General features: G+C 50.8%; 20 protein-coding genes and 1 pseudogene. 2 read left to right on the plus strand and 19 right to left on the minus strand.

Translation table 11 applies throughout. The features are described 5' to 3' along the window. Position 1 precedes the first annotated feature (1 nt). On the minus strand, positions 2 to 91 hold the full coding sequence (kdpF, locus tag BLT00_RS17525) for a K(+)-transporting ATPase subunit F (protein ID WP_063322338.1): 90 nt from the start codon (positions 89 to 91) through the stop codon (positions 2 to 4). 393 nt (positions 92 to 484) lie between these two features. Between kdpF and eat the strand changes: the two genes are divergently transcribed. Continuing rightward, complete coding sequence (gene eat, locus BLT00_RS17530; protein ID WP_092144864.1) at positions 485 to 1,849, plus strand: ethanolamine permease; 1,365 nt, start codon at positions 485 to 487, stop codon at positions 1,847 to 1,849. 120 nt (positions 1,850 to 1,969) lie between these two features. Then, on the plus strand, positions 1,970 to 2,137 hold the full coding sequence (locus BLT00_RS17535) for a DUF2897 family protein (RefSeq protein ID WP_014337248.1): 168 nt from the start codon (positions 1,970 to 1,972) through the stop codon (positions 2,135 to 2,137). A 198-nt stretch (positions 2,138 to 2,335) separates the two neighbouring features. Here the strand turns inward: BLT00_RS17535 and BLT00_RS17540 are convergent, their stop codons facing one another. The 18 genes and pseudogenes from BLT00_RS17540 to BLT00_RS17625 form a co-directional block, all read right to left on the minus strand. Then, positions 2,336 to 3,187: an urea carboxylase-associated family protein gene (locus BLT00_RS17540; RefSeq protein WP_092144866.1), complete on the minus strand. Its 852-nt coding sequence runs from the start codon at positions 3,185 to 3,187 to the stop codon at positions 2,336 to 2,338. A gap of 15 nt (positions 3,188 to 3,202) precedes the next feature. Continuing rightward, a complete protein-coding gene (locus tag BLT00_RS17545; protein WP_092144868.1) occupies positions 3,203 to 3,856 on the minus strand; it encodes a GntR family transcriptional regulator in 654 nt (217 codons plus the stop codon). Between the two features lie 154 nt (positions 3,857 to 4,010). After that, positions 4,011 to 4,346 carry a ComEA family DNA-binding protein gene (locus tag BLT00_RS17550; RefSeq protein ID WP_063322342.1) on the minus strand — a complete coding sequence of 112 codons (336 nt, stop codon included), beginning with the start codon at positions 4,344 to 4,346 and terminating at the stop codon, positions 4,011 to 4,013. Positions 4,347 to 4,460: 114 nt separating this feature from the next. Next, positions 4,461 to 6,455: a polysaccharide biosynthesis protein gene (locus BLT00_RS17555; RefSeq protein WP_092144870.1), complete on the minus strand. Its 1,995-nt coding sequence runs from the start codon at positions 6,453 to 6,455 to the stop codon at positions 4,461 to 4,463. Between the two features lie 113 nt (positions 6,456 to 6,568). Beyond that, positions 6,569 to 7,585, minus strand: a complete 1,017-nt coding sequence (locus BLT00_RS17560) for an MraY family glycosyltransferase (protein WP_092144872.1) — start codon at positions 7,583 to 7,585, stop codon at positions 6,569 to 6,571. A gap of 34 nt (positions 7,586 to 7,619) precedes the next feature. Further along, positions 7,620 to 8,663 (minus strand): NAD-dependent epimerase/dehydratase family protein, encoded by a 1,044-nt coding sequence (locus tag BLT00_RS17565; protein ID WP_256572775.1) that lies wholly within the window; start codon positions 8,661 to 8,663, stop codon positions 7,620 to 7,622. Then, on the minus strand, positions 8,579 to 9,334 hold the full coding sequence (locus BLT00_RS17570) for a glycosyltransferase family 2 protein (RefSeq protein ID WP_256572776.1): 756 nt from the start codon (positions 9,332 to 9,334) through the stop codon (positions 8,579 to 8,581). The genes BLT00_RS17565 and BLT00_RS17570 overlap by 85 nt, the downstream gene beginning before the upstream one ends. Continuing rightward, positions 9,335 to 10,744 (minus strand): mannose-1-phosphate guanylyltransferase/mannose-6-phosphate isomerase, encoded by a 1,410-nt coding sequence (locus tag BLT00_RS17575; RefSeq protein WP_092144875.1) that lies wholly within the window; start codon positions 10,742 to 10,744, stop codon positions 9,335 to 9,337. It lies immediately after the preceding gene. Positions 10,745 to 10,845: 101 nt separating this feature from the next. Further along, the gene (locus BLT00_RS17580; protein ID WP_092144877.1) at positions 10,846 to 11,820 is read right to left on the minus strand and encodes a GDP-L-fucose synthase; all 975 of its coding nucleotides are present in this window, start codon (positions 11,818 to 11,820) and stop codon (positions 10,846 to 10,848) included. Between the two features lie 2 nt (positions 11,821 to 11,822). Beyond that, a complete protein-coding gene (gene gmd / locus BLT00_RS17585) occupies positions 11,823 to 12,941 on the minus strand; it encodes a GDP-mannose 4,6-dehydratase (protein ID WP_092145037.1) in 1,119 nt (372 codons plus the stop codon). A gap of 333 nt (positions 12,942 to 13,274) precedes the next feature. Further along, positions 13,275 to 13,403: pseudogene (locus BLT00_RS32180) on the minus strand (IS5/IS1182 family transposase); the annotation flags it as partial. Positions 13,404 to 13,571: 168 nt separating this feature from the next. Further along, a complete protein-coding gene (locus BLT00_RS17595; RefSeq protein WP_139199615.1) occupies positions 13,572 to 14,708 on the minus strand; it encodes a hypothetical protein in 1,137 nt (378 codons plus the stop codon). Further along, positions 14,701 to 15,957 (minus strand): hypothetical protein, encoded by a 1,257-nt coding sequence (locus BLT00_RS17600; RefSeq protein ID WP_092144884.1) that lies wholly within the window; start codon positions 15,955 to 15,957, stop codon positions 14,701 to 14,703. Before BLT00_RS17600 ends, BLT00_RS17595 begins: the two co-directional genes overlap by 8 nt. Positions 15,958 to 15,969: 12 nt before the next feature. Further along, a complete protein-coding gene (locus BLT00_RS17605) occupies positions 15,970 to 16,650 on the minus strand; it encodes an SGNH/GDSL hydrolase family protein (protein ID WP_092144886.1) in 681 nt (226 codons plus the stop codon). Then, the gene (locus BLT00_RS17610) at positions 16,641 to 17,915 is read right to left on the minus strand and encodes a hypothetical protein (RefSeq protein ID WP_092144888.1); all 1,275 of its coding nucleotides are present in this window, start codon (positions 17,913 to 17,915) and stop codon (positions 16,641 to 16,643) included. Before BLT00_RS17610 ends, BLT00_RS17605 begins: the two co-directional genes overlap by 10 nt. Further along, complete coding sequence (locus BLT00_RS17615; RefSeq protein ID WP_092144890.1) at positions 17,905 to 18,846, minus strand: Gfo/Idh/MocA family oxidoreductase; 942 nt, start codon at positions 18,844 to 18,846, stop codon at positions 17,905 to 17,907. Before BLT00_RS17615 ends, BLT00_RS17610 begins: the two co-directional genes overlap by 11 nt. Before the next feature lie 13 nt (positions 18,847 to 18,859). After that, on the minus strand, positions 18,860 to 19,864 hold the full coding sequence (locus BLT00_RS17620; protein WP_092144892.1) for a Gfo/Idh/MocA family oxidoreductase: 1,005 nt from the start codon (positions 19,862 to 19,864) through the stop codon (positions 18,860 to 18,862). After that, positions 19,861 to 20,604, minus strand: coding sequence for an oxidoreductase (locus BLT00_RS17625; protein WP_092144894.1), 744 nt, complete (start codon positions 20,602 to 20,604; stop codon positions 19,861 to 19,863). The genes BLT00_RS17620 and BLT00_RS17625 overlap by 4 nt, the downstream gene beginning before the upstream one ends.

Genomic DNA, 20,604 nt, shown 5'->3' on the forward strand with positions numbered 1-20,604 from the left:
CCTAGTTCCGATCGGCGCGCAACAGCGCAACCAGCAGATAAATGAACAGCGCCCCTGCCAGCAGCAGCGACACCCCGTCCAGAACATTCATGGGATTTCTCCGTGGTACGGCGTCGTGCCGTGTGTGGAGTGATTGTCGGCAGGTAGGCTGTAAAGGAACGAGATCGAGAGATCGGTTGGGGGATAAAGAATCTGTAAAAAAATCGGCTGGATGATTGGCTGGGCGGGCCTCTTCGCGAGCAAGCCCGCTCCCACAGGAGGTCGCGGTGTGAGCTCACCGCAAGTCCAGTGTGGGAGCGGGCTTGCTCGCGAAGGCGGCATTACCAGCGCCAACGCCCCCAACTGGCGCACAACAGGGGCACATCAAGTAAGGAACATCCCCGATACGACACGATTTCACCCATTACGACCGCCCCCGCCACCCTGGCACGCCCACTGCACTGCCCTCCCCAGCGCTTTTGCTATGGATCGAGGGGAGCCACCGATGAACACACAACTCAAACCCACCCTGGGCACCCTGCATTTATGGGGTATTGCCGTCGGCCTGGTGATTTCCGGCGAGTATTTCGGCTGGAGCTATGGCTGGGGCGTGGCCGGGACACTGGGCTTTTTGGTGACGTCCTTCATGGTGGCGGCCATGTACACCTGCTTCATTTTCAGCTTCACCGAGCTGACCACCGCCATTCCCCATGCCGGCGGGCCGTTTGCCTACAGCCGTCGCGCCTTCGGCGAGAAAGGCGGGTTGATTGCCGGCCTGGCGACACTGATCGAATTCGTCTTCGCCCCACCAGCCATTGCCCTGGCCATCGGCGCCTACCTGAACGTGCAGTTCCCGGCCCTGGACCCGAAACACGCAGCGGTCGGCGCCTACATCGTGTTCATGGGCCTGAACATCCTCGGGGTCAAACTGGCCGCGACCTTCGAGCTGATTGTTTGCGTCCTGGCGGTGGCCGAACTGCTGGTGTTCATGGGCGTCGTGGCCCCGGCGTTCAGTTTCAGCAGCTTTGCCCTGAACGGCTGGGCCGGTTCCGATGTGTTCGGCGCACCGGCCATCGCCGGCATGTTTGCCGCGATCCCCTTCGCCATCTGGTTCTTCCTGGCCATCGAGGGCGCGGCCATGGCCGCCGAAGAAGCCAAGGACCCGAAACGCACGATTCCCAAGGCCTACATCAGCGGCATCCTGACCCTGGTAATCCTGGCGATGGGCGTGATGTTCTTTGCCGGTGGCGTCGGCGACTGGCGCACCCTGTCGAACATCAACGATCCCCTGCCCCAAGCCATGAAAACCGTGGTTGGCGAAAGCTCCGGCTGGCTGCACATGCTGGTGTGGATCGGCCTGTTCGGCCTGGTGGCGAGTTTCCACGGCATCATCCTTGGCTACTCGCGCCAGTTCTTCGCCCTGGCCCGCGCCGGTTACCTGCCCGCCTCCCTGGCCAAGCTGTCACGCTTCCAGACGCCGCACCGGGCGATCATCGCCGGAGGGCTGATCGGCATCGCGGCGATCTACAGCGACGGCCTGATCAACCTCGGCGGCATGACCCTGACTGCGGCGATGATCACCATGGCCGTGTTCGGTGCCATCGTCATGTACATCATGAGCATGCTCAGCCTGTTCAAACTGCGTAAAACCGAACCCAACCTGGAACGCACCTTCCGCGCACCGGGCTATCCGCTGGTACCCGGCATCGCCCTGGTATTGGCCGTGGTGTGCCTGGTGGCGATGGCCTGGTTCAACGCGCTGATCGGGCTGATCTTCCTTGGCTTCATGGTGGTGGGTTTCGTCTACTTCATCCTCACCGCACAGTTGCGTGCAGACGCTCCCGCCGATGCGATGCTGACCGGGCTTTGAGGTGAAGCCGACCGAACGGGCGTAGTATTGAACCACTGCGAGCAACCTTCGCTCATAAGTGGTAGGTGCGATGGACCGGCGAAATGTTCGTCCGTCCATCGCCCCCTCAAGGAGAGCCCTATGCCCTGGTATGCCTGGTTGATTCTGATTGTTGCAATCGGCTCGATCGTTGGTGGTCTGATGATGCTGCGCGACACCGCCCACAAGGTCGAGTTGACCGATGAGCAACGCAAGCGCGTTGCCGAGCGCAATGCGGAAATGGATGCGAAGGAGGCCAAGGATCGTTAACCGCTGCCTCACACACCACTCTTGTGGTGAGGAAGCTTCACACACCGTACCCGTGGCGAGGGAGCTTGCTCCCGCTGGGGCGCGAAGCGCCCCCTCAAACCTGCCGACGCGGTGCGCCAGGCTGATTGAGTCATGATTTGGGGGCTGCTGCGCAGCCCAGCGGGAGCAAGCTCCCTCGCCACAAGAGCCCCTGCCGCCTTACTTCTCCCAATCCGCCTTGGCAATCTGCAAGCCATGCAACCCTTTGTATGCCGCCCGCTCAGGTTGGCTCCAGCCCTCCAGCAATGAATCCTCCAACCGATAGATCTCCACCCCCAGAGGACGACAGACGCTAAGGGGATCCTGCGCATCCGGCCCCCACATCGCCAGCGACAAGTCACCACCCGGGCAGGTGGACAGGGCGCACAACAGATCGATCTCGGCAAAAAACTCCAGGTAATCGCCCTTCTGCGCCGGACAGGCCTTCATGAAGTACATGTCGTCATGATTAAGCCCGGTGCACTGGAAGATATTCAGCACGTCGTGCACATCGAACTCAGTCAGGCCGTGAGGCAACACCGCACGGGTCAGGTTCGAGTGACAGTGATGATGAAAATCCTCCCCCGTCAGCATCTTGTTCACATAGGGATCACAGCGCGTACCCAGCAGATCGTGCAGTCGGCCACCATGCTCATCGATGCCATAACCGGCCAGACTGTCATCGGTGATGGTCACCAATGGCCGCAGGAATGGCAGGTTCGACCACAACCGATCATGGGTACTGACGTGGGCGCCCTGAAGCTGACGCGTGCGCGCCGCCCACAGGCGTTCCCGTGGATCGTGGGCGTTCCAGACGTTGAAGTCTCCTACCTGCGGGCCCACCGGAGTCGTGACTCGGAACACATGACCGGCGGGTACGTGCCAGGCCTTACCGGTACGGATCGGCACTTCGAACTGCTCGATCAGGGTGCGCTTGTCCTGCTGGGTGCGGATGCGGTCGTAGAAGGGTTTGTCCACCTGCAGGGCTGAACCTTTGCTGACCTGGTAGGCGGCTGGGTAGTCTTTGTACATGGCGCGGGTCCTTGATCAGGGGTGATGGGTGGGAGTCAGCAGTTGCAGAAGCAGTTGCTCGGAATCGTCGAGGTAAAGACTCATGGCTTCGTGGGCCGCAAGCTTGTCGCCCTCGGCCAGGCAATCGTGGATATAGCGGTCACGGGTCAGCCACGGCGCTTGGAAACGTGCCTCATCGGGCGCGGAGCTAAATACCAGGCGCAGTTGTGCAACCACATTGGTGAAAAACTCATCAAGTAATGGGCTGCGCATCAATCCGACGATGTGCTGATGGAACGCCAGGCCATGGGTGCCGACCGAACGCCAGTCTTCACGCTCCCGAGCCAAATCCGCCGCTTCGATGGCTTCGAGCATCCGGTCAGATTGATACTCGCGCAGTGGCTGACTGCCCATGATGGCTTGCAGCTCCAGAGTGCGACGGACCTTGAACAGATCTCGCACGTCATCGACACCTAACCTGCGGACCATCACCCCTTTGTTGCGCACGTAACGGGTCAACCCTTCCTGGCCCAGGCGGTGTAAGGCTTCACGGATGGTGTTGCGCGAGGCGTTGTAGGCCGAGACCAGGTTGTTTTCCACCAGCGCCATGCCTGGCAGCAAGCGGCCACCGATGATGTCGGCGCGTAGCTCCAGAGTGATCTGGTCGGCCAAGGAAAGTGTATGGATCATGGAAGAAGGGCCTCGGATTGTTGAACAATCGGTTGGCTGTAGATAATCATTATTTATGCCAACGGCGGGATGCCTCCAGAATGCGTGCAAAAATGTGCATCCGCCAGACAGCAAAAAGGCCAGTCAATACGACCGGCCTTCTTCAATCACAAACTCAATTCACTTCCAGCTTGTCACGGTTCCTGTCGAGAATCGCCTTGCCGATCCCCTTGACCTCCAACAACTCCTCCACCGAAGAGAACGGCCCATTATTCTCCCGATACGCAACAATCGCCTCGGCCTTGCCCTTCCCTATTCCTGACAGCTCGCGCTGCAGCGTGGCAGCATCCGCCCCGTTTAAATCCACCTTGGTACTCTGCGTTTTGGCTGGCTGCTCCACTGCTTGCGGCGTAGCGACCACCTCAGGCTTGACCACTGGGGCGGCGATAGCAGCAATCGAGGCGCTGGTGAGAAAGGCAAAAACCAGAGAGTAGAAATAGCCTGTACGCATAAATGACGCTCCATGACATCGTTAAGAGAGAAGCAGCTTTTCCGAAGCTGCCTCTCAAACTTAGGCGATGAGGTGTCGCTGTCAAAAATGTGTACGTTACAGCGTATGTAACAATCAGGGTTCGAGACGGCGTTGCTGGTAGATCCAGTCGACAATCTCACCGTCCGGGGCGTAGCCACTGACAGTATTCCTAAGCAGTTGACGAACTCTGGCATAGTCATCGAGTTCGATGGCAGCGAGCAGCTCAGACAGGCTAGCCTTGAGCACATCCCAAGGCAGATGATCTTCGTTAGCACTCATGATCATCGGGTGCTGGGTCGCAACGACGTTGTCGCCAATCAGCAACTCCTCGTAAAGCTTCTCTCCTGGACGAAGGCCTGTGAACTTAATAGAAATGTCGCCGTGGGGGTTTTTCTCCGAACAGATACTCAAGCCAGACAAATGAATCATTTTTTCCGCTAGCTCGACAATCCTCACCGGTTCGCCCATATCCAACACAAACACGTCCCCACCCAACCCCATGGAACCCGCCTGAATCACCAACTGAGCGGCTTCGGGGATGGTCATGAAATAACGCGTAATTTTCGGATGCGTGACAGTCAGGGGCCCACCGGATTTGATCTGTTTATGGAACAACGGAATAACCGATCCGGACGATCCTAGCACATTGCCGAATCGGACCATCGTAAAACGGGTTTTATTGACACGGGATACGTTGGCCTTATCACCAAACAGCACCGGGGCAAGCTCGCGACTAAGGGCCTGCAACGTCATTTCCGCAAGCCGCTTGGTACTGCCCATTACATTGGTCGGACGCACGGCCTTGTCTGTGGAGATCAAGACGAAGTTAGACACACCTGCCTGCAACGCAGCCTGCGCCGTATTCAACGTCCCAATCACATTGTTCAGGACGCCTTCGGCGATATTGTGCTCAACCATCGGGACATGTTTATAAGCAGCGGCATGATAGACCGTGTCGACACTCCAGGTTTTCATCACGTCCAATAACTTGCTCTGATCCCGTACTGATCCCAAGATAGGCAACAAGCGAACAGACAACGATTCCCGAACTATACGAGGTTCAAGTTCGGACAAAATGCTGTAAAGGTTGAATTCGCTGTGTTCAAACAACAGAAGTGTGGTTGGCTTAAGTGCCAGGATCTGCCGGCAAAGTTCCGAGCCGATCGAACCGCCAGCACCGGTCACCAGCACTGACTGCCCGGCGACGCAATGCTCAAGCAAATCTGCTTGCGCAGGTACCGGATCGCGCCCAAGAAGGTCGGCAATATCCACCTCCTGAATGTCATCGACCTTGACCCGACCGCTGGCCAAGTCCATGAAACCCGGAACGCTTCGCACATGCAGTGGGAACCGTTCAAGCAGCGTCAATATCTCCCGACGACGGCCGCGTGAAGAGGACGGCACTGCCAGCAAGATCTCCTGTGCGCCAGTCGCATCGATCATTTTTTGAATGTGTTTGGGTTGGTAGACCTGCAGCCCGGCAATGACACGATCAGCGATGCTGGTGTCGTCGTCGATGAACGCGACGGGCCGCATCACCCGCCCCATGCGTAATGCGGCTACGAGCTGATTACCTGCGGCCCCGGCGCCATAAATGGCGACTTTAGGCAGACCGTCGTCACGGTTGGTAAAAGGTACATGCTGAGCGGCGGTGAACCAGTCCCCCAGGAAATATTGCCGCATCATTAGCCGTAGACCGCCAATCATGATCAGGCTCAGCCACCAGTAGTTGAAAATGATTGAGCGTGGGACCACTGTTTTATGGTTGCTGTACCAATACACCACGAGGGCTAATAACAGCGCTGAAAGGCTGACAGCTTTGCAGATAGTGATTAGCGCATCGTTTCCGAAATAACGCATGACGGCGCGATACATGCCAAAGCGGATGAAAATCGGAATGGCAATCAGCGGAGCCGAAGCGAAAAGCCAAAGATGCGTTGCAATCGGACTGGCCAATGCCTCGACGCCCAGTCGAACAACAAATGCCAGCCACAAGGCAATCCAGACCAGGATGACATCGGTGGCCACTTGGATTGCGCGCTTGTGACGTCTTGGCAATCCCAGCAAAGCTGTTCTTAACTTTTCCATAAAACCTTCACGCACCTTGGCCAGCTCCTAAACTAATCCATTCCTGATGCACGCGGTTCCATCATCGAGCGTTGGACAATCGATAAACGAAAAACGCGGACCTTACCTTGAAATCAAGCCTTCTCAAGCTCGCCTGCATGAAACTTGATAGCCAGCAGCACCAATGGCACGTAAGCCACTATCAATGCCAGCGCGCCATCCATGTTCCACAACACGACACATGCTGCCAGAGGCAGGAGCCAGAACAGGTTAATGACCGCCACCGCCAGAGTCACCGGCAAATGGCGGCCATACTGACGCGAAGCAAACTGATAAGCATGACTGCGATGAGCTTCGTACACCTTATCGCCTCGTAGCAGGCGTCGTATCAAGGTAACCGTTGCATCGACGATAAAGACTCCGAGCAAAATCAGCCAGACCCAAAGCAGTTTGGGAGACGCCCAGGTCGCCTGCAACGACAACAAACCCAGGATGATACCGAGAAATCCGCTTCCCGCGTCGCCCATGAAAATGCGTGCGGGAGGGAAATTCCAGTACAGGAAACCTGACACCGCCATCGCGAGTACCAGTGGTGCAACAATCAAGGTCTCAAAGCCGCCCAACCAATAAAGCAGGCAGACTCCAAGACAAACACAAATCGCCTCGACGCTGGCAATGCCATCGATACCATCCATGAAATTATAGAGGTTAAGCATCCAGACCAGATAGAAGACTGCCAGCACGTGCCCAAACCAAGCTAATTCAAGTTCAAGACCAAACAAGCTGATTGTCGGCAGACCGCCTGACCAATACAACGCCCAAATTGATGCCGCGAAATGACCGATCAACCGCCATCGGGCAGCGATGTGACCGTGATCGTCCAAGAATCCCAGCACAGCGGTCCCAAATCCCGCTCCCAGCATTGCCCACATGGTTGACCAGGGCAGGAAGCCGGTAGCTGCCAATATGGGCAAGGCTGATAGGAAGCTGAGGACGATTGCCAAGCCGCCACCGCGAGGGGTGGGGACTGTATGTGAGCTACGGGCGTTGGGAATGTCGATAATGCTTCGAACTAGGGCATATCTACGCAAAACACCGGTTAAGGAGAGCGATAGTACAGCCGCGAGAGGAATTATTAACCAAGGAGACATTGAATGAATAGTTTCCGTTATATCATTAGGAAGCTCAACGAGCGCGAGAATAATAATCTCTCCCAGCCTTGAATAGCGCCTCTTCAGGAGCTATCGGAGGTGTCCACCCCAAGAGACTGCGGACTTTACTAGAGTCAATGACAAGAGAGCCATAGAGCTGATCATATGTCGTTTTACGCCCTAATAATCGGGCGACGCTACTAATCACTCCGTCAGGCACTGGGAACAATCTCGCCTCATATCCCATTCCCTTTGCGAGATAACGAATAATTTGAGGAGTCGACACATCAATCCCATCAGACGCGAGAAAGGTTTGATTAGCAGCGGCCGGATGCACAACGCATAGCGACACCAGATCCACCAAATTTTCTAAAGCAATCATACTGCGCTTATTTTTGACACCCCAGAAAGGAAGTGGTAAGCCGCTAGAAACTAACTTTAACAAAGCCCCGAAATTCCCTGGCGCATGCCCGGCATAAATCAATGGCGGACGAACAATAACCAGCTCCATACCATTTTTTATCGAAATATCCTTGAGCCCCTTCTCTGCTTCCAATTTTGAAAGTGCATAATCGGCATGGGGTATTAATGGAGAGAGCTCATCCAAAGACCTCCCTGCCGTAGTACTCGCTCCATGGACGCCGATTGAACTGATAAAAACAAATCGCTTCACACCCGCTTCGTAGGCTTGTTGCGCCAGATTGAGACTCGCCTCAACATTTACCTTCCTAAACTCCAACAAGGGATCTTCACGTTTATCATTCAGCTTATGAGCTCGACCAGCGACATGCACAACACAATCAACGCCCTGTAAAACGTGAGCCCATCCAGTTTCGCTCGAAAGATCACCGACACCGATAGTTTGGGAACCGTCCGAAGCGATCTGCGGTGAGCGGGATGCCGCTACAACCGAATAGGTAGAACCGAGAACTGCATGTAGTCTGCTTCCAACAAAGCCCGTACTACCTGTAAGTAAAACCCGTTTGGTAGGTCTCATTTTCTTAGATAGCTTGCCAATTTGAACGGAACCTTCATAGCCACCAGCAGAATGTTGGTATAAATACCATTTTCTTTGCAAGCCCTGACTATTTCCAGATTCTGGTGAATTCGCCACCAAAAACCAGTTGTACTTATCCCGCCGTCCCGCATTTTAACCATGACCGCGTTCTGCCTTACCATTTTTACATTTTTAGAGAAAAACCGCGCCATTAGTTCAAAATCAGCTGAAACGCGATAGCCCAATTTATAATCACCGAACCGCTGAAAAAGCTCGCGTCGCGCATAAAAAGTCGGATGAGGGATCATAAAACCAAAACGAATTTTCCACGGAGAAAAACCTGCCGAAGAATATTTCCGGGTAACAACGTCAGTCTGTTTACGCTGTACAAAAACAAGATCCGCGTAAGTGGCATCCGCATCCGGATTATTTTGTAAATGCACAACCAGATCCTGGATAACATTATCTCCGGCAAAAAAATCATCAGAGTTCAATATACCAACGTAGTCACCCGTTGCGGCCCAGACACCTTTATTCATGGCATCATATATACCCTTATCCGGCTCACTTATCACCTTAGCTATCCGCCCCTCATACTCTGATATTATATCCAGAGTTCCATCTTTCGAGGCGCCATCCACGATAATGTATTCGATATTTTTATATTGCTGCGCAAGAACGGACTCAATGGTATCCCTAATCGTATCGACACCATTATAGCAAACAGTAATTATCGAGATTTTCAATACCACCTAACTCCGACCGTATATATCTTCAAACCGGACAATATCATCCTCTCCCAAATAGGTGCCTGATTGAACCTCAATCAACTCTAACGGTATCACGCCTGGATTTTCCAACGCGTGGACCTGCCCCACAGGGATATAGGTAGACTGATTTTCCGTGACAAGATAGCTCTTATCACCATTGGTTACACGTGCAGTCCCGCTTACAACTATCCAATGCTCTGCCCGATGATGGTGCATTTGTACCGATAGCTTCGCACCAGGATTGACCGTGATACGCTTAACCTGATAACGCGGCCCATTGTCTATGGAGTCATAAACGCCCCATGGACGATAGACTTCGCGATGATTCGCATATTCAGCGCGCTTACAATGTCTCAATTGATCGACAATTTTTTTTACGTCCTGGACGTCTCCCTTATGTGCAACGAGCACTGCGTCCTTGGTTTCAACGATTACAAGATCATCAACACCAATGGCTGCGACAAGTCGATGAGTCGCATGTACGTAGCTGCTACTTGTACCTTCAGTTAGCACATCGCCTTTGAGCACGTTGCCATGGGCATCTTTATCGGCAGTGTCCCAAAGTGCTGACCACGACCCCACGTCACTCCATCCAGCATCAAGTGGTACCATCACCGCATCGGAAGTACGCTCCATCACCGCGTAGTCAATTGAGTTCTCCGGGCATGCACCGAACGCCTGGGCATCGACACGGGTGAAGTGCATATCCTGCTGGGCACCTGCAAATGAGGCACGGCAAGCACGGAGGATATCCGGTGCAAAACGCTCCAACTCATCCAGATAACGGCTGGCTCGAAACATAAACATGCCGCTGTTCCAAAAATATTGTCCGCTGTCCAAGTATCTCTGAGCAGTTGCTGAGTCGGGCTTTTCCACAAACCGGCTAACAATGTAACCGCCGAGGGCAAGCTCCTTGCCCCTTTCCAGATATCCGAAACCGGTTTCTGGATGAGTAGGCAAAATCGCGAACGTCACCAGCTTACCCGTTTCAGCCAGCGCCAAGGCATGGCCAATACAGGTGTGGAACGCTTCAACATCTTGAATAAGATGATCGGCAGCAAGGACCAGTAGAGTCGGATCATCCCCGGAAGCAGTCGCTTGCAATGCTGCAAGCGCAATAGCCGGTGCAGTATTGCGCCCCACCGGCTCAAGCAGAATCCGGGCCTCCTCCATTTCCAGTTGCCGCAATTGTTCCGCAGCAAGGAACCGGTGCTGTTCATTGCAGATTAGTATCGGCAGATGATGATCAAGCCCCTCCAGCCGCTTGATTGTCGACTGAAGCAACGATTGCTCGGTATCAACCAAAGGCAGAAACTGCTTGGGATTGAGCTGGCGAGACAGGGGCCAGAGGCGAGATCCCGAACCGCCCGCCATGATTACCGGAAGAAACATACAGGGGTGTCCTTTACTGCTGCGATCAAGATTGGCTATTAGTTTTTATTATTCATAGATTTAGGGCGTTGGCGGCGATACAAATCCAGACTAGAATCCCATCAATACCTGGCCTCCAGCCGATGCTCTACGAACCATTTATAGGCGTCGGTCAGCCCCTCCTCAAGATCAATCGTTGCTTGCCACCCCAGCGCGCCAAGCCGGGATACATCCATTAATTTACGTGGCGTGCCATCAGGCTTGCTAGTATCAAAAGACAGCTGCCCCTTGAACCCAGTGACCTTGACGATGGTTTGCGCGAGCTCCCGTATCGTACAGTCTTTCCCCGTCCCTACATTAATATGGGACAGCATCGGCTGGGTATTGGCCTGATACGTGGCGTTATCAAGCTCCATCACATGAACGCTGGCTGCGGCCATGTCATCAACATGCAGGAACTCCCGCATCGGGTTACCACTTCCCCAGATGACCACTTCGGCCTGACCGGTCTGAACCGCTTCATGAAAACGACGAAGCAATGCAGGGATTACATGACTGTTTTCCGGATGATAGTTATCATGCGGTCCATAAAGGTTAGTTGGCATAACGCTGCGATAATCCCGACCGTATTGACGATTATAGCTCTCGCACAGCTTGATCCCGGCAATCTTGGCAATTGCATACGGCTCGTTAGTCGGCTCCAGAATGCCCGTAAGCAAGGCCTCTTCCTTCATCGGCTGCTCCGCCTGCTTGGGATAAATGCAGGAAGATCCGAGAAACAACAACCGCTGAACGTTTGACTCATGGGCAGCCCGAATCACGTTCGCCTGAATCATCAAATTGTCGTAGATGAAGTCAGCAGGGAATGTGTTGTTGGCATGAATCCCACCCACCTTTGCTGCCGCCAGATAGACTTGACCAATATTGTTCTTTACAAAAAAAGCACGTACTGCCTGCTGATCCAACAGATCCAACTCGTCACGACCGGCGCAAAGAATGGAGCGATAACCTAGAGCTTGGAGCCGACGCACGATGGCTGAGCCCACCATACCCCTATGGCCGGCAACGAAAACGGTCTGGTTTAATTCGCGAGACATTATCAATTCTCCAAAGCGACCGGAACATCATGGCCGTGCAGCTTGAGCAAGGCATGACGCTGAGCCACCTTAAGGTCTTCACGGACCATTTCCGCACACATTTCCTGTACGGTGATTTCGGGTATCCAACCAAGATTTTTCTTAGCTTTGCTTGGATCACCCAATAAGGTTTCGACCTCGGTAGGTCGGAAGTAACGTGGATCCACACGGACGATAACATCTCCGACGTTCAACGCCGGTGCCAACTCTCCATCAATGCGCTCCACCATGGCGCATTCCTCTACGCCCTCACCCTCAAAACGCAACGTAATCCCCAGCTCAGCGGCAGACCAGCGCACGAATTCGCGTACCGAATACTGGACACCTGTGGCGATCACGTAATCCTCAGGATGCTCCTGCTGCAACATCATCCATTGCATGCGGACATAATCCTTGGCATGCCCCCAATCTCGCAGCGCATCCATGTTACCCAGGAACAGGCACTGTTCCAGTCCTTGGGAAATATTTGCCAGAGCACGCGTGATTTTGCGCGTTACGAAAGTCTCACCACGGCGCGGGGATTCATGGTTGAACAGGATCCCGTTACAGGCGTACATGCCGTAGGCTTCGCGGTAGTTCACGGTGATCCAATAAGCATAGAGCTTCGCCACCGCATACGGAGAGCGTGGATAGAAAGGTGTTGTCTCTTTTTGCGGGATTTCCTGTACCAAACCGTATAGCTCGGATGTCGAGGCTTGATAGAAACGGGTCTTCTTTTCCAATCCTAGCAAGCGAATGGCCTCCAGAATCCGCAGCGTTCCCATGGCGTCGACATCAGCCGTATACTCAGGCGACTCGAAACTCACTGCAACGTGGGATTGAGCCCCCAGGTTGTAGACTTCATCCGGCTGTACTTCCTGGATGATGCGAGTGAGGTTCGAAGAATCGCTCAAATCACCGTAGTGGAGGACAAAGTTGCGGTTATCAACGTGGGGGTCCTGGTAAATATGATCTACGCGCTGAGTGTTTAGGGATGAGGCACGACGCTTGATGCCGTGGACTTCGTAGCCTTTTTCGAGCAAAAACTCCGCCAGATAAGAGCCATCCTGCCCTGTAACCCCGGTAATTAAAGCTTTTTTCATACACCTCACTCTCCCAGCCATTTTATTTAACTCCAGCAACGACAGACGAATCCGTCTTAAGGAAGGTCCGCAGTACACGATTCTTGAACCCCTCTGCTCGGGTCCAAAAATGCTGACTCAATCATAAACAGACCATTTCTGCTCTTAAGTCTCTATCCCCGCTAAGCTGCACCGTTTCACGACGACGATCCGAATTGCAAGCGCACCTGATGCTTGAGGGCTAGAAATAGGTTTCTTTGGCCCTGACTTGCGCCGTGTCGTATTCTACTTGCGTCGCAGGTGATCGATCAAAACCTTGCTCATGTGTTTTATATAGAAAACGATCACCTTCACTTTTCGATAGTACGGCTCCATCAAGGCAATCAACCCCTTCCACGGCAAGCTCTGATCCATTTCGATCAGGAAACACTCGCGGCGGGGCAGAGTACGTTCGCAAGTATACTCGGCATCGACGGAGGACATTCTTTCATCGGAATTCAACCGTTCGATTGGCACGAGGTGAATACCTCATAAGGTGAGGAAGATTTTTTCAGAGCCCCGCAGTGCAGAATGATAAATTTTAACAACAACGACTCCAGAAAAAAAACAGCACAATTAATCACGCGTTATGTCTTAAAAATATAATTTTTACTACGTAGAAAAATTGCTTAGAGACCACCCATCTTTCAGGAATAATACTCGTTTACCTAACGATCTATACTCGTATCCTAAGAACGAATCGTAGGACGCCATATAATCACTGTCGGGAAAATCCGAGCGCCCCACCACCTCATCCGCCAAACCAAGTAAAATATTGACCGCATCTCCGTAAATATGCTTTGGGTGCAGTTTCACAAGTACATGGCAATCCAAATGAACTCTCACAAAACGAAGAAATTCGATCTCAACATCCAAGTAAGGCTCCGAAGATGCCAAAAATAGAGTCGGCTTGGATGATGAGCAAGAGCTCATATTGATCTTGGGGGAGACCTTACCGATCTCTTCAATCGTGAAATACCGAGCAAACATGTCTACAAATATCGGATCGAATACGTAAAGTCTGCTTAACCGACCGAAGGGAACCTCGAAATCAATATCTCCGTGGATAAACGCATGCTGGATAAGCGAGGCGCGAGACGCTAGGTGGCTGATAATAAAATCCCACCGCTGCAGATTGCTATCAGTGATCGGGCGCTTTCCATGAGCATCGAGTTGCACAACGAATATAGCGAAGCAACTTATGGAAAACAGATCACGCAAATGGAGCGACAGGTCTCGAAAACGAATATCCTTATTATATCGATTCGTCAGACAATACCAGAGCACACACTGGACCACACAAAATACCCGAACAAAATCAGAAACAGAAAAATAGCCCATAAAAGCGAAGGCCTTCCTGCACAAAAATTTTTGACGCCGATTAAAGTCGGAAAAGAGATAATAATATAACTTGAAGTTATTATTAACAGGAAAACATACCTCTTCATCAAGATCAGAATATGGCAGGCGCTTGAGGCACGCATAGAGCATTCCAGCTAAAGCAAGCAAAAATGAGCCAACGAATAGAGTTGGCAACAACGCGATACTAGCAATCCACAACCCCACGGAAACCAACCGAGGATGCTTTCTATAAAATGGTAAAATTACCATCATCTTGTAGCGAGGTAAAAAACTTGCTGCGCGTTCACGAGAAAGAAACTTGTCACGCAACGCAATATCCAATCTCACCTCATTTAAGTAAGCATTAAAAACCACACGAGCAACACTTACTGATTTCACTTCAATCACAATTATGGCTCACTCTAACAAATATAGCACGCCCAAGCACAAGCAAAAAAATATACACCAGCAAAGAAAATAGATCAATCCAAGCCAGCATGCTACCGCGAAACACGCTCAAAAAATGCAAGTAACCCAGCACATATATAAACAAAAATACGGGGCCAAACTTAAAGCGAGCAGAGTAGAGAAAACACATGAACAACGAATAAAAAAATACTGGAACCACCCAAAAAACAAAATATCCGTAATTCAGGTATAGCTCTGTCTCAATTGGCCACTGCTGTGTCGCCGCCCCTTCAAACCATTGCGCTGGAAAATAAATAGACGTCAACCATCGACTGATATCATGAAGATAGTCTTCACTCGGCACACCTACAAACGTTAACCATTTATTTACCGGAAAACCAATAGTTTTGAAAAACTGAGGATCCATATCATGAATAATACGATCGTGCAAAAATATGGTATTGAAATAGCTTAAGAAATATTCTAACAACATCTCCGGGGTACTATAAAAACCATTAGACCGGAAATACATTGAAAACATGAACGCAACCATGAACGCAACGAATACAGCCACCCCCTTTGAAATTGAGACACGAGCATAAACAAGCCAAGGAACACTAAAAAAAACCGCATAATAAAACACCCGGCTTTTAATGCCTTGCAAATAAGCACAGAACACTAAAACCGTAAGCGCGTAAAAAACCAACATCCAGTTGACGCGCTTCTCAACTCGCCAATAAAACCCCAACACAAAAGCCAAAAAATTCGAACCTACAATCAACAAAAAATTTAGCAACCCATACCCTTTTTTGTTCTTAAGATATGTATCACTATAACTACCCAGCCACTGATCCACCCCACCAGTCACTTGAATAAAAATCACCCCTCCAAAAAAAATCAAAGATATAAAAAGAAAAAAAGGCATTGATCGTACTGCATAGCTCTCGAAAAAATTGACATTCACCGTACGACACATTCCGATCTCGAGCAAACGTGTAAATATAAAAAACATTATAAATACATACAGATAAGATAAAACCGCCCCTTCCGAAAGTGCAGACCAATCATTCATTTTACCCCACGGCAAAACATACTCCCAATGCAAAGCCTCCAAAAAATAAAACAGGACTGCAGGAAATATAAAATATAACGCATAATTTAAAAAAACAATATTAGAGGGCCCGAGCGCACTCTTGTTTCGAAACGCCAAATAAATAAACATCATTAGAAGCGCAGTAGACAATACCATGTGATTGCTCCGTCAGGCCCTAACGCTCAAAAACTTATACAGTGCCTGACTCACACTACTATAGACTCGGGCATGCCCTGCCGCATTCAGATGGTGATTATCGCTCATAAATAGTTGATCCCCGCCCTCCGCATAACAGTCAACCAACACTTCGCCGCCAAATAAGTCGATCAAAATCTGATTATAGCTAGTGATAGCGGACTCAATTAACGGATTTCTAGCCTTATAGTCAGAGCAAGGGGGAGCAATCGGCACAATGCGAAACTGCGCACACGGAAACATGTCGCGCATCGCCTGCAAGTTAGCTTTAAACTCGGCTGGACCAACATATTGAATTCGCCGACGCTCTATCAGATAACTATAATATCGCTTAATCTGCTGATGCAAGAACATGCTCACCACCTTTGGCAACCGCATGATAACAGAGAGCTCGTTACGCTTTAGCGCCCGCGGATAACAATCTACAATGCCTACCTGAAGAACCACCAAGTCTGGTTTCATGGCCTGATGGTAATCCCGACTCGCCACTAATAGCTGCCGAGTATCCAGACCTGGCGTACAGACAGTACGAAATTTTAGCACTTGACTAAAATCATCTTGAAGACGGTAGACCCAGCAATCGTCGTCCCCAATACGCTCCGGCTTGACTCTAGGAAGGCCAAGAGAATCGGTCAACATCAAAACTACTTGCATGCTTTTATTGCCTTGATATGCATCAATAGAGCACCAAACATCACAACAATAAACGCACTATTTAAAAGAGGGAGAAAGAAAATCATTTGTGCATTGGAGAACAGACTAACCCACAAGTGTGTCGCCAGCAAAGAAATGCAGGTGACGACAATATAATATCCCGCCAAACGCCTCTCACCACTATTAGCCAAATAAAAATTACATACAATACCCAGCATAATCATAGCACTCTTCATTAGCAACATCGATAGCAACAACTCAAACATCACAAACTCAAGCCGACCTAAAAAAAACAATAATACTGACGCACAGACCAAGAAAAGTAGAACCACACCCACCAGGGCAAAAAGCATCATTTTCATCGAACGCAGAAAGTTTGCCGCCCCCTCCTCCTCTCCTGCAGAATTGTATCGTCGCAACAAATTAGGCGTAAAGTAGTATAAAACCGCTGACAAGCCGAGAAAGTAGATATTCGATAGCGTATCGACGTATTGAAAGTTAGCGACAATCAGCTCCCCAGCCTGATGGAGATTCAGCATGACCCGATCGGACGTCAACAATACGCTCCCCCCAACAGCCATGACAAACATAAATTTAGAAGCTTTCAGAATCCTGAAAAACAAGCTTAGATCATAGGGACGGCGACTAAAAAGACCGACCTTTCTTCCACACACCACATAAAATATCGCCACCACTAAGCAGGTGGCGGTAAGCCATGCTAGAAAGAATGCTTGCTCCAACGGCAAAGGCCAAGCAAAGCCTTGACTCAGAGTAAACAATAGAAAAAACGCTAAGGCACACGATACATTTAGCAAATTGAGCCGATTATTCTCACCATTAAGTCTGAATATAGCCTGGCAAGCTACTTTCAAATGGTTGACAGCGCCGATCATCATGCCAGCCATCAAATAGAAATCGGGATTGAAGACCAGCACTATGCCTAAGAGGACTAAAGCTACAGCGGAAGAAAACAGAAGTTCCAACCTCAATATTTCATTACGCTGTTCCAGCGTCGTGGCAACAGCAGCATCTCTAGTGGCACCATTGTGAAAGCCGAATGCGAGAAAAGTACTGTAGGAGATCACAATAAAGGTGATGCTCGACTCCGCCAACATACTGGCCGGCGCAGCATTAATAAAATATAAGGTAAGTAATGCAACCAAACCAAATTCGCTATAGACAAAAAACACATAACGCAACGCACCCTTTAACTCAGGAACATTAACCTGGCTAAGGTTACCCCAGTGTTTCAACCTAGCGATCATAGCTAGCGATTCTCGCATAGATGGCACTGTTAGCTAGATGTTCACGCAAAGAGCACAATACGCCGACATCATCATCCAAAAAGTGCTTAACTTGCAGAAACAACCCCGGCTTATATTGTTGATCGAGTATAGCATCTAATTCGCAGTGTTCTACGGCAACACTGTTGCGATTTTGAACTTGCAATTGCTCCATTGGCTTTAAAATATACCGTCGGGCTGACGTCATAATCTCTACTGCCCAACGACCCGGTGCATTCCAATCCCCGGAATAAGAAAATAGCGCCCCTTGGTTCGTTTTACCGGCACCCGCAAATCTCGAAGCACGCGTATGCCATTCCAATTCTCCTGCGGCATAGCAGGATATGAGCTCCGGCTGCCCCCCCAAATAAAAAGCCAAGTCAGTAACGTGGCTGGTATTTGCGAAGAACCAATTCTCTTTAACGCCTTCAGCCTTGGCTATTTTAGAAATGCTATCGGACCACTCGGTCAGCTCGAAAGTGAAACTGGTCACCCCTCCATCCGCAGCAATCATCGCCTTGGCAAGCAGCACTGATGACAGGAAACGCCGATTATAGGCAATAAAAATGTCGGCATTGCGCTCAGTAGCCAGGTCCTGCAACGATTGAATGGAAGCAAGGGTTAAACCACCTGGTTTTTCAACCAGAATGCGAGAAACGCCATGGAGCAATAACTGCCGGGTAGTTGCCTCCAGCTGCTCGACACTCACCGCAACAATGGCGCACTCAATGACTTCAGCGCACCCATTCAGAAATAGCTCCAAGCCACCACTGATGGGCGACACACCCGTGGCATTTTCGAAGCGTGACGAGGAATCAAGGCTTCGTCCTACCACGGTGAATTCTTTCTTCAAACCTTTAAGTACATGCGCATAGTGCACAGCCATCGGGCCGGCGCCAACAAGAAGAATCATGGGAACCTTGGTATCAAGTTATCGGACAGTGATCGCGTACGACATCGTCGTACTCATTGAAAAACGCCAGTAAAGCCTTGAGCAATGGCTTGTGTAACGCGACCGACTCCTTAAATGGAGTTAGTTCACATTGCCCGTGCTGTAATAGCGAATCCGCCACGAGATGAGTGAGTTGACTCTGATAGGGAATCGAAAAACTTTGCTCCTGCTCAGAGTGCCTTGCCAAATCTACGATTCGACAGATCCCTTTAGACTCGAAAATATCGATTACCAGTTGCTCGGTCTCAACCCGCACCCTTAGAGGTTCTTTATCCGCCGTATCCATCGCACGCGAAACTAAATGGAAGGCGTGCCCTGCGGCGTGTCCTCGCACAACGCCGGTGACTTCCTTATAGCCCTCGCGCTTACTATCGAGGATCGTGGAATCTAACGCAGAGACATCTACTTCATAGTCTGTGCAGCCGGTCAGAAAAGCCCATAGGTCGATGAAATGGATGGCATTACAAGCCAGCCCCCAGTCATCACCTTCAACTGAGAGTACGACCTGTTTGGCATCTTTAAGGTGCTCGCGCAACTCCCGATAGATTGGAAACATACGGCGCGGGCAGTTGACATAGGCGACGGTACCGACTCGCTCTATCAAATCAACCGCCTGATCAAGCTGATCGGCCGACTGGAACAAAACTTTCTCAAGTACGAGATACCTGACAAGAGACTTTGCCAGTACCTGTTCTATAACGTCGAGCCGACAATTAGCATTAGTTGCAATGACTGAAAAATCGATCGTTGGCAAGATATGCTCAAGCTTGCTCAAATAGGACAGTTCGACATATCCGTCGCTATTTTTCACAGCTTCGGCACGTTCACGTGCCATCATCAGTGAAGTTTCGAAAGGATCGACAACCTGGATAGTGATAGGCCCGGGAGCATGCCCGACCAACGCCTGAAGGTGCCGCGTACCCAACTGTCCGGCGCCTACCAAGAGATAATTCGATTTTACTTGATTGGCTTGGCTCATAATGAAAACCCGTCATCCACCACTAGATTTTGGCCGTTCACATACTGAGATCGATCGCTTAACAGGAAAGCGATCGATCCAAGGACATCCTTAACGTCAAGCATCCCTTTACCCAGGCTATGTTGTTGATAGCGTTCCAGGAAAGGTTCAGGCTGGTGGTCGAACAACCCGCCAGGGCTGACAACATTGCAACGAAAATCGCTTTGGCCAACGTAGCGGACAACATACTTGCTCAAATGAATCAGTGCAGACTTGATAGCCGCATATTCGACAGGCATCGTCATCTTGAGCCCCTCGTATACATCAAAACGCGGAGCCACCACACCGTAGATGGATGCGATGTTCACAAGCGAAAAAGGTGCTTTTACACGCTCAAAATAAGCGGCCGCTTGCTGCATAAAGAGAAACGAGGCTCCCAAGTGCAACGACACATTCTCATTGAAGCTTGCAAGCCCCACATCGTAGAAATGCGCGCCGTACTTACTATTCCGCGGATAGGAACAGTTCACAGCTCCGTCGAGATCAGACCGATTAGAAAAAAAACGAATAACCGCCTGTTCATCATTTAAATTAAGCGATTCAACTGTTACGGCGGTGTCCGACGCATAGAGGCTTTGCAGTCCCTCGAGATCAATATCAACGGCCACCACCTGAGCCTGGTTTTCCACCAAGTGCCTTACCAGTTGCCTCCCAAGTAAACCGGCAGCCCCCGCAATCAAAAACTTCTTGCCTATAAACAT

The sequence above is a fragment of the Pseudomonas sp. NFACC51 genome, assembly GCF_900103575.1.
In the GTDB taxonomy this organism is placed as follows: Bacteria; Pseudomonadota; Gammaproteobacteria; order Pseudomonadales; family Pseudomonadaceae; genus Aquipseudomonas; species Aquipseudomonas fluorescens_Q.

Excerpts from the sequence above, each read along its gene's own strand:
- BLT00_RS17625 (WP_092144894.1), bottom strand. The coding sequence starts at position 20,604 with ATGTTTATAGGCAAGAAGTTTTTGATTGCGGGGGCTGCCGGTTTACTT.
- BLT00_RS17550 (WP_063322342.1), bottom strand. The coding sequence starts at position 4,346 with ATGCGTACAGGCTATTTCTACTCTCTGGTTTTTGCCTTTCTCACCAGC.
- kdpF (WP_063322338.1), bottom strand. The coding sequence starts at position 91 with ATGAATGTTCTGGACGGGGTGTCGCTGCTGCTGGCAGGGGCGCTGTTC.
- BLT00_RS17535 (WP_014337248.1), top strand. The coding sequence starts at position 1,970 with ATGCCCTGGTATGCCTGGTTGATTCTGATTGTTGCAATCGGCTCGATC.
- BLT00_RS17555 (WP_092144870.1), bottom strand. The coding sequence starts at position 6,455 with ATGGAAAAGTTAAGAACAGCTTTGCTGGGATTGCCAAGACGTCACAAG.
- BLT00_RS17580 (WP_092144877.1), bottom strand. The coding sequence starts at position 11,820 with ATGTCTCGCGAATTAAACCAGACCGTTTTCGTTGCCGGCCATAGGGGT.
- eat (WP_092144864.1), top strand. The coding sequence starts at position 485 with ATGAACACACAACTCAAACCCACCCTGGGCACCCTGCATTTATGGGGT.
- BLT00_RS17545 (WP_092144868.1), bottom strand. The coding sequence starts at position 3,856 with ATGATCCATACACTTTCCTTGGCCGACCAGATCACTCTGGAGCTACGC.
- BLT00_RS17605 (WP_092144886.1), bottom strand. The coding sequence starts at position 16,650 with ATGCAAGTAGTTTTGATGTTGACCGATTCTCTTGGCCTTCCTAGAGTC.
- BLT00_RS17610 (WP_092144888.1), bottom strand. The coding sequence starts at position 17,915 with ATGATCGCTAGGTTGAAACACTGGGGTAACCTTAGCCAGGTTAATGTT.
- BLT00_RS17600 (WP_092144884.1), bottom strand. The coding sequence starts at position 15,957 with ATGGTATTGTCTACTGCGCTTCTAATGATGTTTATTTATTTGGCGTTT.
- BLT00_RS17615 (WP_092144890.1), bottom strand. The coding sequence starts at position 18,846 with ATGATTCTTCTTGTTGGCGCCGGCCCGATGGCTGTGCACTATGCGCAT.
- BLT00_RS17575 (WP_092144875.1), bottom strand. The coding sequence starts at position 10,744 with ATGTTTCTTCCGGTAATCATGGCGGGCGGTTCGGGATCTCGCCTCTGG.
- BLT00_RS17540 (WP_092144866.1), bottom strand. The coding sequence starts at position 3,187 with ATGTACAAAGACTACCCAGCCGCCTACCAGGTCAGCAAAGGTTCAGCC.
- BLT00_RS17620 (WP_092144892.1), bottom strand. The coding sequence starts at position 19,864 with ATGAGCCAAGCCAATCAAGTAAAATCGAATTATCTCTTGGTAGGCGCC.
- gmd (WP_092145037.1), bottom strand. The coding sequence starts at position 12,941 with ATGAAAAAAGCTTTAATTACCGGGGTTACAGGGCAGGATGGCTCTTAT.
- BLT00_RS17560 (WP_092144872.1), bottom strand. The coding sequence starts at position 7,585 with ATGTCTCCTTGGTTAATAATTCCTCTCGCGGCTGTACTATCGCTCTCC.